This window comes from Chryseobacterium gilvum (assembly GCF_025628965.1).
Taxonomy (GTDB): Bacteria; Bacteroidota; Bacteroidia; order Flavobacteriales; family Weeksellaceae; genus Chryseobacterium; species Chryseobacterium gilvum.
Window position 1 is genome coordinate 113,662 of sequence record NZ_JAOTEN010000004.1, and the last position, 13,719, is coordinate 127,380.

Genomic DNA, 13,719 nt, shown 5'->3' on the forward strand with positions numbered 1-13,719 from the left:
ATCATTGAAAAACGTTAGCATTTGTTTTATTCTGTTTTGGGGCATTGTACAGGTTTCTGCACAAAGAGACAGTATTGCAGTGACCGCAAAGTTATCTCCCGACAAAAAAATACTTGATGTCACCCAGATTATCACGTATTACAATCATTCCGGAAAAATGTTAGACAGCATCAAACTTCTGAATTGGGTTGCTGCTTATCAAAAAAGAGGAACTTCACTGGTTTACCGAAAACTGGAAGACCGCAACAACAGTATGCATTTTGCAAAACCTGAAGAGCTGGGTAAAGTTCTTTCTCTAAGCATTAAAAATTCAGAAAATCAGGCATTTGTTATTCGTCAAATTTCTGAAGAAAATTTATTTTTAGCGTTAGAAAATCCACTTGAAGACGGTAAAAGCACACAATTACAATTGCAGTATCAATTGCAGCTGCCTGATAAAAAATTTACCGGCTACGGAACATCAGATCAAACCATTGCATTAAAATATTTATTTATTGTTCCGGATCATTTTGATCCCGAGAATAATACTAAGCGCAGTTATCACGATATTGAAGAATCGGTAAACTTTAATACATATTGGACATTTAATTTTGATCTCCCCGAAAATCAATTTATTGAAAGTAATCTTCCTGAGAGACAAAACCATCTTTTTGAAGGGTATTCAAATACGGATCCTGAATTTGTCATTGCCCAACGTCAGTTTCCTGTTATAAAAATAAACACCGAGGATATCCGGACCGAAATACAGTTTGGATACGAAATCAGTCCGCAGGAAATACAGAATTTAGAATTTTTCCTTCCTCTGCATCTGAAATTTATTAAAGAAAAAGTAGGTGATATTCCTGAAAGATTATTTATCTCGGAAAAGTTCAGAGCTAAAGAAGATTTTTTCGGAAATAACGATATCAGCTTCTGGAAATTCAGATTTAAGCTTTTCACAGATGCAGAAAAAACAGATCTTGACTATTTCGGAATCATTACAAAAAAGATTCTTGATGAAAATATAATTACAGATAAGGAGGATAATCACTGGTTTAAGAACGGGTTAAAATCTTATCTTGAAATTCAGTATCTCAAAAAGTTTTACCGGGATACCAAACTTTTAGGAAATCTTCCTGAAAACAGGATCATCGGAATCAAACCTTTAAAGATTTTCAATGCTTCAAAAGTGAAATTAATTGACCGTTATGGTTTGGCATATCAATATATCATGTCTCAGAATCTTGACCAGAAAATTGATGAGCCTTTTTCGGTTTTAAGTAATTTTAATGATATGGCAATTAGCAGCTTTGAGACGGGAAGCCTTTTCAATTTTTCTGCAGATAAAATGGGAGAAGAAAATTTTAATAAAATAGTAAAAGAATATATTTCAAAAAACAAAGACAGACAGACAGATCCTGAAGATTTTCTACAAAAGATTGCCCAAGAAGATCATTCCGCGTCTTACCTTACCGATTTCCTGAAGCAGAAAAACAGAGTTAATTTTAAATTAAAAAATGTAAAAGCGAAAGATGGTTCGCTACATATCAAAATAACAAAAAATACAGATAAGGCAATTCCTCTAAAACTGGAAACCCAGACTAAAGAAGGTGAGAAAACCTCGTATTGGTTTGAGACGGAAGAAAATGTGAAAGAAAAAATAATTACACTGCCCGCTGAAGATATTTACAAGATAACCCTGAATAACAATTATATCTTTCCGGAGGCCAATTACGGTGATAATTTTCGGTATACAAAAGGTTTTTTTTCAAATGCCAAAAAAATTAAATTTAAGCTGATTAAAGATATCCCCAATCCTGAATTCAGTGAAGTGTATCTGAATCCGAGAATACGTTTCAGCAACACCTATGATAAATTTCTGATCGGGATGAATTTTAAAAATCAATCGCTGTTTGATCAGAAGTTCCTCTACTCGATTACTCCGTCTTTCAGCACCGGCACAGGAAAATTTACGGGATCAGGAGCAGTTTCTTATTCTTTTTTACCCGCTGAAAGCATTATCCGGAGCCTTACTTTTGGAATTTCAGGTTCTTATTTTCATTATGATTATGATCTTGCGTATAGAAAAGCGTCTCTGTATTCTAATATCAGTTTCAGAAAAAACCCAAGAAGCACAGTAAGCCGTGGAATTGCTGTTTCTTACAATTATTTTGAAAAAGATCTTAATGAAAAAATGATTGCTAACAGAGAATACGATAAATATAACCTCTGGAGTGTAGGATATGGCTACACAGACAATCAGATGATTCATGAAAAAAGCTTCAGCATCAGTACTTTGGGAATGCAGGATTTTAATAAAATTACAGCGGAAGGTTTTTACCGGTGGGAATTTGCTCCAAGACAGAAGCTGAGTTTGAGAGTATTCGGAGGATATTTTGCCAGAAATGAAACCCGCAACAATACTTTCGATTACGGGATTTCTAAAGTTTCAGATTATTCCTTTTCCTATAATCTTCTCGGGCAGAGTGCAACAGGCGGAATTTTGTCGCAGCAGTTTATTTTGGCAGACGGTGGCTTTAAATCTTTTATTCCCGGAACTGCCAATCAATGGATTACCTCATTCAACGTAGATTCAAGCGTCTGGAAAATTTTTCATATTTATGCCGATGCAGGACTGTATAAAAATAAAAACAGCTCTACTCAGTTTATCTGGGATAGCGGTGTGAAAGTACGAGTGATTCCCGATTTTCTTGAGATTTATCTTCCTGTGCAGTCGTCATTAGGTTTTGAACCCGGTTTTAAAGATTATGCAAAACGCATACGATATACGTTGGTTTTAAATTTAGGCACCATCATCAATGCCGCAAGAAGGGGTTGGTATTAAATAAGAAAACAGCTGTCTATCGACAGCTGCTAGCAATTAATTAAGTTTTTACTCTAATTAATCTTTTAAAATCTTTTGAGAAACCGGTTGATTGTTAACTGTTCCTGTAATGATATAATTTCCTTTCGCCAGTTCGCTTACATTCAGTGTTCCATTGTTTTTCACGGAAGAAGTTTTCACCAGCTGACCTGATAAAGTATACACTTTGATATCTTTAACCTCTGCTCCAAAAATAATTTCATCATCTTTTACCATAGAATTTTTAATAAAAGTATACCGCGGAGTATTGCTGTACATATCATTTACTGCTAAAGTTCCAGCTTGAGGCGATGCAAGTGCAACTGTAAAATCTACACTGTTGTTGTTTGTATCACCCGTAATTCTCGAAATTGAATTAAGAATTGACGGTGAAGGTGCCGCTCCAGATCCTTCATATTGATTTGCCAAGCCATAGCCTACAAAATCTAACACATTGGAAGCGGTAGGTCCTGTCACCTGTGTTGTATTACTTGCCAACGCAACTTTTCCTGAAGTTAATGCAATTCCCAGTCCTACTCCCACAACAGGACCTGATCCGTCAAAATTAAGGACTGTGTTAACAATTAGGTTGGGATTAACCAGATTAATAATACCACCGCCATCTGAACCTTCCTGAATCAAATAGGTTTGTCCGGGAGGAAGCGTAATATTCGGTAAAGTGTGGTATTGTGTAAATGCACCGGTAGCGGAACCATACTGTATGGTTGCCCCGTTGAGAGAAGCTGTGGTAGAGCCAATATTTTTCAGCTCTATGAAATCATTCGTAAGCGTGGCTCCTAGAATTCCTCCGCCTGTATAAATTTCATTAATTACAATCTGAGCATTAAAAAATGCAGCTATCGGAACAAGCCCGATAAAAGTAAATACTTTTTTCATAATAATAATATTTGGTTGATTTGATAAAAAAACAACAAATACAATACCATATATTCATAAATACCACATTATAGTTAAATTATATTAAAAATTAAATATCTATACAAAAAGCAAATATTACATAAAAAACGTAAATATTACATAAAAAGAGGCCACTTCAATGAAGTGGCCTCTTTTTTAATTTGAATTTTTTAAATTAGTCTTTCAAGATTTTTTGAGAAACCGGCTGATTGTTTACCATTCCTGTTACGATATAGTTTCCTTTCGGCAATTCAGCAACATTTAAAGATGCGTTTCCTTTTACAGCTGCAGACTTTACAATTTGACCAAACATATTATATACTTTCACCTCTTTCACATCAGATCCGAAGATAATTTCCTCATTCTTCACGAAAGTATTTTTGATAAAGCTTGATTTTGATTTGTTAAGATCTGAAACTGCTAATACAGTACCTGTAGCTTGAGGAGTTGGAGCTCCGGCCGCAAAGTCATTAACATTGCTATTGGTATCACCGCTTATTCTAGCAGTAGAGTTTGTTGCCGATGGAGCGGCAGCGGGAGCAGTCCCTTCATACTGGCTTGCTGTAGTACCGTAACCTACAAAATCAAGTACATTTGTACTTGTAGCAGCAGTTACCTGAGTAGCATTACTTGCTAAAACAACTTTTCCTGCAGCTGCAGCCATGGCTAATCCAACATTTGTATTCGTAGTTCCATCAAAATTAGTAATTGTTGTCGCTATAAAATTTGGTGTTGGCAAAGCAGCTGTCCCTCCAGTTCCGGCAGCTTCCTGAATCAGATAAGTCTGTCCCGGAGTCAAAGTAATTGTTGGTAATGTATGATATTGATTAAAAGTACCCGCAGCAGATGCATATTGAATGGTAGCATTCGTCAAGGTAACTGAAGAAGAACCTATATTCTTCAACTCAATAAAATCATTAATTAAAGTAGCACCACTATTACCACCTCCACCATACACTTCATTGATTACTATTTGTGCGTTCGAAAATGCTGAAATAGCAACCATTCCTAAAATTGTAAAGATTTTTTTCATAATATCTAATTTTAAATTTTAATTATTAATAATTTACACCGCAAAATTACTGCTATTTTTTTTATTTAAACAATAATCAGGTTAATTTTCTGTTAATAATGCTAAAGTCGCTACTGTTCACATTTTTTAGTTATTTTTACCACTTATTTTGGAAAACTTGCGGAATTCTGTTCTGATTTTCTTATTTCTTTTCATAGGCTTATTTACCAGTAAGGCTCAGATTTTCTCTTGGAAAAATCCAAATATTCCACAAGACTCTATAAAGAAAGACAGCATTCTCGCCGCAAGGCTTGAGCAGGATATTTTTGCGAAAGACACGATGGATTTTGTAAAGACCAGCAACAGAATTATTGTAGACGAAGCTGTTCTTGCCAGAAATGATAAAAAAAGATTTTTAGGCGAACTGAATTCTAAAGGTTCTATTATCCGTGGGATTACCTTTGGGAATAATCAGGGACAGTCGGTACAAAGTTCGATGGATCTGCAGATTTCTGGCAGATTATCAAAAGATGTTACCATTTTGGCAAGCATCTCAGATCATAACCTCCCGATTCAGGCAGATGGATATACCCAGACTTTAGAAGAGTTTGATAAAATCTATATGCAGCTTAATATAAAGGATAAATCTATTCTCAGAGCCGGACATCTGGATCTCGTTGATAACAAAAATTATTTTGCCAAATACCAAAGACGAAGTATGGGGCTTCAGTTTCAAACCGAATTCGGAACTGAAAACAAAACTTTTGTCGATGTATCAATGGGCGTTGCCCGAAGTGAATTTCACAGAATCCGTTTTCAGGGAGTGGAAGGAAATCAGGGACCGTATCGGCTTACGGGAAAAAACGGCGAACAGTTTATCACGCTGATTTCAGGTTCGGAGCAGGTTTTTATCGACGGTATTTTGATGAAACGCGGTGAAAATCAGGATTACATTATTAACTATAATACCGGAGAAGTCACTTTTACTAGCTTCAGGCCTATTTTTCAACAGAATTTTATTACAATATCATTTAATTATACCAACAGAAATTACTCCAGATATTTATTTACCGGAAGACTGGAACATCAGCGCGAAAAATTCATAGTTGGTTTGAACTGGTTTATGGAAAATGACAACAAGAACGCTCCTTTGGCTCTGAATTTATCCAAAGAAGACGAGCAGATTCTTGCCAGTGCCGGAAATGACCCCAATCTCATGTATGCACCTTCGGGAGTAGTGTCGGAGTTTGATGTGAATAAAATCCTGTACAGCCTTGTTCAGGACAGCAATGGAAATCATTATCAGTTTTCTACCGATGTAACCCAGACTTTATATCAGGTTTCTTTTACTTATTTTGGAGCCGGTTTGGGAGATTACAAACTTACCCAGACTACTAATAACGGAAGGGTTTTCGAATATGTAGGGCCAAACTCAGGAGACTACAGAGCAGTGAGAAAACTGCCCTCTCCACAAAAATCCCAGGTATATACCTTAAATTCTGAGTACCTTTTAAAGGATGGAAAAATAGGTGCCGATATTTCTCTGAGCAACTATGATCTCAATCTATTTTCTTCAAAAGATTCTGATCAGAACATAGGATATGCCGCAAGAATTTTCGGAAATAAAACCTTCACCAAAAACAATTGGAGAGGTACGCCGAGCTTTGAATATCAATATATCGACAGTCAGTTTCATATTCTGGACCGCATCAATGATGTAGAATTCTCCAGAGACTTTAACCTCGCGCAGGAATTTAATGGTAGAACCCAAAACAGATTCATTTTCAGCTTTTTAAATAAATGGAAAAACAATTCTGTTATCAATTACCGTCTTAACTATCTTGATGAGCAGGATTCTTATAAAGGGCTAAAAAATGATCTTGATTTCGGCTGGATAAAAGGTAATTTTTTCACCAAAGGAAGCATATCCTATCTTAATACCACTGCCACTTTACAGGATACAAAATTCATAAGAGGCGGTGCATCAAGTGAATATACCGGCAAAAAAGGAAGCTGGACACTGGGTGGAAGCATGGAACATAATGAGAAGAAATACAATGACACCCAATTGATGGATGTTACCAGTTTCAGCTGGAAAGAACTGTTTGTACAAAGAAAAATAGGAGACAGTACGAGAACAAAGCTGTTGTCTAAAATTTATATGAGAGACAATGATTCCGTGCGTGACAACAGGCTCCAGAATATGAACAGGATTTTGGGCTTCATGGCAGAAAGCCAGATCATTAAAACCGAAAAAACTACCTTAAACGCATTGCTTCATTACCGCAAATTCTTTTACAGAAACGAAGATGCAGATGTGAATCAGAATAAAGATTTTGTGGTTGGGAATATTTTGTACAACCAGCAGCTTTTCAAAAACGGAATGCGGCTGCAGGCTTTCTATGAGTTAGGAAACGGGCAGGAAGCGCAGCGGGAATTTCAATATATCAAAGTAACTGACGGACAGGGAATTTACAAATGGACCGATTATAACGGCGACGGCGTTCAGCAGCTTGATGAATTTGAAATTGCAGAATATTCTGATCTTGCACAGTACATCAGAATTTACACCAATTCTGTACGCTACATCCCTTCTAATAAAAACAAATTACAACTGGCGTTATTTGTGAATCCTTCTATTGTATTCAATTCTGAAAATAAATTTTTAAAACGCTGGAATTTTAATATTTCCCTCAACTCTCAGAATTCTTATTTTAAAAGAGACAAAGTTCTGGTATTTAATCCTTTCGAAAAAAGCGAAGATCAGATTCTTAAAAACCAGAATATTTTAACCTCCGTACAGTTTAACCCTACTGAAATATCCGGCTGGAACGGAAACTACCGCTTTATAAAAAATGACAACCTCATCAATGCCAATTTCAGCAATGAAGAAAGAAATCAGGTTTCGCATTTTGTAAACGTCGGGTATTGGTTTAATAAAGAATTCCGGGTAGACTGGGAAAATTCTGTGCACGAACTGGAAAATTCTTCCCAGCTTTTTGCCACAAGAGATTACAGGCTGCACAATTTTGAAACCAAGCCAAAAGCAACCTATAAATTCACAGACGCGATCCAGGCAGAGTTTTCTTCCGCCTATCGTGAAAAACAGCGTGTAGACGGTGAAGAACTTTTAAAAGCATTCGATATTACCGGAACCATACAGTGGGAACGTAAAAAAACATCAATCAGAGGAAATTTTTCTTTTATTAATAATAATTTTACCGGAAACAATTTCAGCATCGTCGGCAACCAAATGCTTGATGGTTTAAAACCCGGTAAAAACCAGGTGTGGAGTGTATTTGTACAACAGGCAATCAACTCTTTCTTACAGTTAAATTTAAACTATGAAGGCAGAAATTCCGGCGACAGAACGATTCACATCGGAAGCATGCAGGTAAAGGCGAGTTTTTAACAATAATTTTAAAATTAGCTATTCGCTGTTTTTCAAGCATAATACCCATAGAAATTTTCAAATTCATTAAAGTTCAGAATTTCATTATCTTTGCACCATGATAAAAATAGGCAATATACAACTGCCGGAATTTCCGCTTTTATTGGCACCTATGGAAGATGTAAGCGATCCTCCGTACAGAAGGCTGTGCAAAATGCACGGTGCAGATTTGATGTATTCAGAATTTATCTCTTCCGAAGGGCTGATTCGTGATGCAATGAAAAGCCGAAAAAAACTGGATATTTTTGATTATGAAAGACCAGTAGGAATACAGATTTTTGGAGGTGATGAAGAAGCCATGGCGATGTCTGCAAAAATTGTGGAAACGGTAAACCCTGATTTGGTAGATATTAATTTTGGATGCCCCGTAAAAAAAGTAGTCTGTAAAGGAGCCGGAGCCGGAGTTTTAAAAGATGTTGACTTAATGGTGCGTTTGACAAAAGCTGTTGTGCGTTCTACGAGTCTTCCGGTTACCGTAAAAACACGTTTGGGATGGGACAGTCATTCAATTAATATAGATGAAGTAGCAGAACGCCTTCAGGAAACGGGTATCAAAGCTTTGACCATACATGCAAGAACGCGCGGACAAATGTATAAAGGCGAAGCCGACTGGGAACATATTTCAAGGATTAAGCAGAACCCAAATATTGAAATTCCTATTTTCGGAAACGGTGATATCGATTCTCCGGAAAAAGCATTAGCATACAAACAAAAATATGCCTGTGATGGAATTATGATTGGCCGTGCCGCGATTGGATACCCATGGATTTTTAACGAAATCAAACATTTTTTCGAAACCGGTGAACATCTTGATGCTCCTACGATATCAGACAGATTACTGGCTGTGCGCCAACATGCAGAGTGGAGTGCAGAATGGAAAGGAGAAAAACTGGGACTGATTGAGATGAGACAGCATTACAGCAATTATTTCCGTGGTATCCCGCATTTTAAAGATTTCAGAAGAAAATTTTTAGAAGTCTATTCTTTGGTTGAGATGGATGAGGTGATTAAAGAAACCGAGGCATTTTATGAAGAATATTCTGAGAAAGTATAACCATTCTTTTAATAAAAAAAAGACTCATTCAAATTGAATGAGTCTTTTTTATTAATATCCCTCTGAAGAGCTTTCATGTTTGATGAGATCTAAAGCTGAAGAAGTTCCTATTCTTGCAACACCCAGCTTAATCATTTTCTCGGCATCTTCAAAAGTTTTTACACCGCCCGCCGCTTTTACAGGGAGTTTCCCTGCATTTTCAAGCATGATTTTGATTCCTTCAAAAGTGGCTCCGTTTGACTTTCCGTCTTTAGTTTCATAAAAACCTGTAGAAGATTTTACAAAAATCTGAGAAAGATCATTTTCAGAGAAGTTTGTTTCTGCCCATAAAGAGATCTGTCGGGTAAGATCTGCAATTTGGGAATCTGTCAGCGCAGCAATTTCAATAATCCATTTGGCTGTTTTATGATGCGTTATGCACAATTGCGTACATTGTATAAACTCCTTTTCTACTAATTTCAGATTTCCCTGAAGAAACGCGTTATAATTAATTACAAAATCAAGCTCATCTGCGCCGTCTGCAATGGCTTTGGCGGCTTCACTATATTTTTCATCAATAGAATATGACCCTTCATGAAAGCCAATCACTGTTCCTACCTGAACATCTGATTTTTTTTTCAGAATATACTTTTTGATTTCCGAAACATAATCCGGACGGATCATTACTGCAAAAATGGCATGATCAATAGCTTCCTGAGCAAGATCGATGTCTTTCTGCAATATTTCTTCTTCTGAAAGCCCGGATTGAGCAGGCGTTTTCAGATAAGTGGAATCCAAATAGCGGGCAATATTCATTGTAATTATACTTTAAGCTGTCTCTGGATGCTTTGTTCAAGAGAGATAAACGTTTCTGTTCTGGTAACGCCTTTCAGTTTCTGAAGCTGATTCAGAATTTCCATCAGGTGATCATTGTCTTTACAAAGCACTTTCAGGAAGATAGTATAATTTCCTGTGGTATAGTGTGCTTCTACCACTTCATTTACATTCTGCAGCGATTTGATCACATCAGGATAATGACTTGGCTGATCCAGAAACATACCAATATAAGACACTACCTTATATCCGATTTTTCGGGGATTAAGAAAAGAGATGGAGTTTTCAATCACTCCTGCCTGTTCTAATTTTTTGATTCTTTGGTGAACCGCTGTAGTCGAAATCCCAACTTGCTTTGAAATATAGGCCAAAGAACTTTTGGTATTGTCCATCAGCATATAAATAATTTCTTTGTCAAGCGGATCCAGATGATAGCTTACATTGGTTGAATTCTTCATTTTTAATTTATTTATGATATTTTATTTTTATTAGGTATTAAATACGATATATACCGGAAAGTGATCACTGTAACCTCCTAAATACCGCGTTCCTGCATACGTTCTAAAAGGCCTGCTGGAAAACATTTTGTTTCTGCTCCTGATTTTTTCAGGTTTAAAAACTCCGGCATCGTCAAAATATAAAGCACTGCTTTTTTCATATAAAGAAGATGAAAGCATGATCTGATCAAATAACAAACCAGATTTATAATGAAATGCAGAAAAATTTTCTTCAGAATACAATTTTTGAAAAGGATTTTTCAAAATCTGCACGGCATTGTGGTCGTAAAGAATGTTTTTGATGTTTTCTTCATCGGGATTTTCATTAAAATCACCACAGAGAATCACGCTTTCTTTTTCAGTATTGACAATATTGATGATCTTTTCCCTTAGCTGACTGAGGATATACGTGCGTTTTGGCAGATTAATGTCTTTTTCTCTTTTGGAAGGAAGATGTGCCACAAAAACATTGATGATTTCTTCCTTATATTTTACTTTTGTAAAGAGTACATCTCTCGTGGTATCGTAATTCTCTACATTCTCATCTATAATTTCAAAAAAGAAGGTAATTGCTTCGGAGTGTAGAATTTCTATTTTTGACTGATCATACAGCAGTGCAACATCTACTTTTCTTTCATCCATAGAATTATAATGCACAATGCCATATCTGGAGCCGAAAGGTTCCGTCCCGGTGAGTTCTTCCAAAACTTTTTTGCCTGAGATCTCAGATAACCCGATCATAAACGGCAAAACTCCTGCTTCCTCTTTTATTAACTGAAAAACATGCGCAATTTTAAAAAGCTTGTTTTTATATTTCCTTTCGTCCCAATTTCTAAGTCCCGATTTTGACGGGTCCGAATGGTGAACGGGAACAGGATCTGGTAAAAATAAATTTTCTACATTATAAAAAGCAAACAATTCCATTTACACAAATTTCTAATATTTAATTTAAAATGTAAATTTATTATTTTTTTAATGATTATTAAAGAATAAAGAGTTATTTTTTATATAAAACATTAATATTTATAATTATTGAAGTTATTTTATAAATTTTAAGGTATAATTTCAATGATTTTTTAATAAATTCTGCCATTTGAATGCAAAATAAAGAAAAAATAATCTTTAAAAAACTAATGAAGCGGTAAAATTATCGTATAGATTCTGAAAGATTACAGTAAATCGGGACGTTTTTCCTGAGTAATTCTTATGGCTTCCTCATGTCTCCACTCCTCAATTTTAGAAAAATTTCCGCTCAGGAGAATTTTTGGAACTTCCAGGCCTTTGTACGATTCGGGTCTGGTATAAATAGGCGGAGAAAGCAGATCATCCTGAAAGCTGTCTGTCAAAGCACTTTGTTCGTCATTTAAAACTCCAGGAACCAAACGAATAATAGAATCAGCCAGAACACAGGCTGCCAATTCGCCTCCTGTTAAAACATAATCACCAATTGATATTTCTTTGGTAATATGAAGGTCTCTTACCCGCTGATCAATCCCTTTGTAATGACCACACAAGAAAATAAGGTTATTTTTGATAGAAAGTGAATTGGCGATTTTCTGATTAAGTGTTGTTCCGTCGGGAGTCAGATAAATAATCTCATCATATGACCTTTGAGATTTAAGTTCAGAAATACATTTGTCTAAAGGCTCGATCATCATCACCATTCCTGCACCGCCGCCGTAAGGTTCATCGTCAATTTGTCTATGTTTATTGACCGACCAGTCTCTTAACTGATGAAAATGCACTTCCACCAAACCTTTATCTACAGCTCTCTTCAATATGGAAGTTCTGAACGGGCTTTCCATCAATTCCGGAAGCACACTTATAATATCAATTCTCATTGTTGGGTATTATTTCTCTTATTGGGCGAGATGATTAAACGTAAGGATGAATCTTTATTAAAATAGCTCCACATCCAGTTAAAAAACACGGCCAATTTATTTCGGACGCTCAAAATAAGCATTAAATGTAAAAACATCCAAAAATACCACGCTAAAAATCCCTGAAATTTAATAAAAGGTAAATCTACTACCGCTCTGTGTTTCCCGATCGTTGCTAAAGATCCCTTATCTTTGTACTCATATTCATTCCACTTGTCGCCTGCTTTTTTCAATAAATTTTTTCCTAAATTTTTTGCCTGATTGATGGCAACATTGGCCACTTGCGGATGAGATTGGGGATATTTAGGAGTTTCCATATAGGCGATATCACCGATGGCATATATATTTTCGTACCCTCTTATTTTATTGTATCGGTCAACAATATATCTGTTTCTGATCAGCTTTTCTGCAGAAAACCCTTCGATCACATTTCCTACCACTCCGGCTGCCCAGATTACATTATTAGAAGGAATCTGTTTTCCGCTTTTCAAAAACACTTTATCACCGTCATATTCGGTAACCACTTCCCCACTCATAAAATGTACCCCGAGTTCTTTAAGATACTGTTCAGATTTAGCCTGTGCTTCAGGGCTCATTACTGCCAAAGGTTTTTCGGTAGAACTTACCAGAATGATTTTCAGCTGGTCAAAATTCATATAAGGATAATCTCTGGGAAGGATTTCTTTTTTCATTTCTGAAAAAGCGCCTGCAAGTTCTACTCCGGTCGGACCGCTTCCTACGATAACGATATTCCAGTTTCCGTCGTCACTGCGTTTTTTTTCAAGAATCAGTTTCTCAAAAGTCATCAGAATATGATTTCGGATTCCGATGGCTTCCTGTGTATTTTTCATTCCGAAAGCTTTGCTTTCGAGATCTTTATTTCCAAAAAAATTGGTCTTACAACCTGTCGCAATAATCAGCTGATCGTAAGTGAATTCTGCACCGTCTGTAATCACTTTATTCTGCTCGGGAAGAATTTCTTTCACCTCTGTAAGTCTGAATTGTGTATTTCTGGATTGCTGAAAAATTTTTCTGAACGGGAAAGAGATATTGGAAGGTTCTATTCGCCCACACGCAACCTGATAAAAAAGCGGCTGAAACATATGGTGATTCACCCGGTCAAGAACGATTACCTTTTTATTTTTATTATTTAATGTTTTTGCAAGCTGAAGACCTGCAAAACCGCCTCCGATGATGATAACCTTTTCGCGTGTTTCCATAATACACAAATTTACAGATTTTATTTAGCATT

Annotated in this window: 10 protein-coding genes; 3 read left to right on the top strand and 7 right to left on the bottom strand. The window is 36.2% G+C overall.

Features of this window, described 5'->3' with window-relative positions:
- The first annotated feature begins 4 nt into the window (after nt 1-4).
- Nucleotides 5-2,824, top strand: a complete 2,820-nt coding sequence (locus tag N0B16_RS12460; RefSeq protein WP_262991274.1) for a gluzincin family metallopeptidase — start codon at nt 5-7, stop codon at nt 2,822-2,824.
- A 57-nt stretch (nt 2,825-2,881) separates the two neighbouring features.
- Here N0B16_RS12460 and N0B16_RS12465 read toward each other — a convergent pair whose 3' ends face one another.
- The gene (locus N0B16_RS12465; protein ID WP_262991275.1) at nt 2,882-3,739 is read right to left on the bottom strand and encodes a lamin tail domain-containing protein; all 858 of its coding nucleotides are present in this window, start codon (nt 3,737-3,739) and stop codon (nt 2,882-2,884) included.
- A 196-nt stretch (nt 3,740-3,935) separates the two neighbouring features.
- A complete protein-coding gene (locus N0B16_RS12470) occupies nt 3,936-4,793 on the bottom strand; it encodes a lamin tail domain-containing protein (protein WP_262991276.1) in 858 nt (285 codons plus the stop codon).
- Nucleotides 4,794-5,112: 319 nt separating this feature from the next.
- Between N0B16_RS12470 and N0B16_RS12475 the strand changes: the two genes are divergently transcribed.
- Nucleotides 5,113-8,184, top strand: coding sequence for a DUF8818 domain-containing protein (locus tag N0B16_RS12475; RefSeq protein ID WP_438265277.1), 3,072 nt, complete (start codon nt 5,113-5,115; stop codon nt 8,182-8,184).
- A 97-nt stretch (nt 8,185-8,281) separates the two neighbouring features.
- Complete coding sequence (gene dusB, locus N0B16_RS12480) at nt 8,282-9,277, top strand: tRNA dihydrouridine synthase DusB (protein ID WP_262991277.1); 996 nt, start codon at nt 8,282-8,284, stop codon at nt 9,275-9,277.
- Between the two features lie 51 nt (nt 9,278-9,328).
- On the opposite strand, the gene deoC is transcribed toward dusB, so the two are convergent.
- From deoC to N0B16_RS12505, 5 genes are all read right to left on the bottom strand, one after another.
- Entirely contained in the window at nt 9,329-10,072 is a 744-nt protein-coding gene (gene deoC, locus N0B16_RS12485; RefSeq protein ID WP_262991278.1) for a deoxyribose-phosphate aldolase, read from the bottom strand.
- Nucleotides 10,073-10,077: 5 nt separating this feature from the next.
- Nucleotides 10,078-10,548, bottom strand: a complete 471-nt coding sequence (locus N0B16_RS12490; protein WP_262991279.1) for an Lrp/AsnC ligand binding domain-containing protein — start codon at nt 10,546-10,548, stop codon at nt 10,078-10,080.
- 30 nt (nt 10,549-10,578) lie between these two features.
- On the bottom strand, nt 10,579-11,511 hold the full coding sequence (locus tag N0B16_RS12495) for an endonuclease/exonuclease/phosphatase family protein (protein ID WP_262991280.1): 933 nt from the start codon (nt 11,509-11,511) through the stop codon (nt 10,579-10,581).
- 245 nt (nt 11,512-11,756) lie between these two features.
- On the bottom strand, nt 11,757-12,428 hold the full coding sequence (gene trmD, locus N0B16_RS12500; RefSeq protein WP_262991281.1) for a tRNA (guanosine(37)-N1)-methyltransferase TrmD: 672 nt from the start codon (nt 12,426-12,428) through the stop codon (nt 11,757-11,759).
- A complete protein-coding gene (locus N0B16_RS12505; protein WP_262991282.1) occupies nt 12,425-13,687 on the bottom strand; it encodes an NAD(P)/FAD-dependent oxidoreductase in 1,263 nt (420 codons plus the stop codon). The genes trmD and N0B16_RS12505 overlap by 4 nt, the downstream gene beginning before the upstream one ends.
- Between the last annotated feature and the right edge of the window lie 32 nt (nt 13,688-13,719).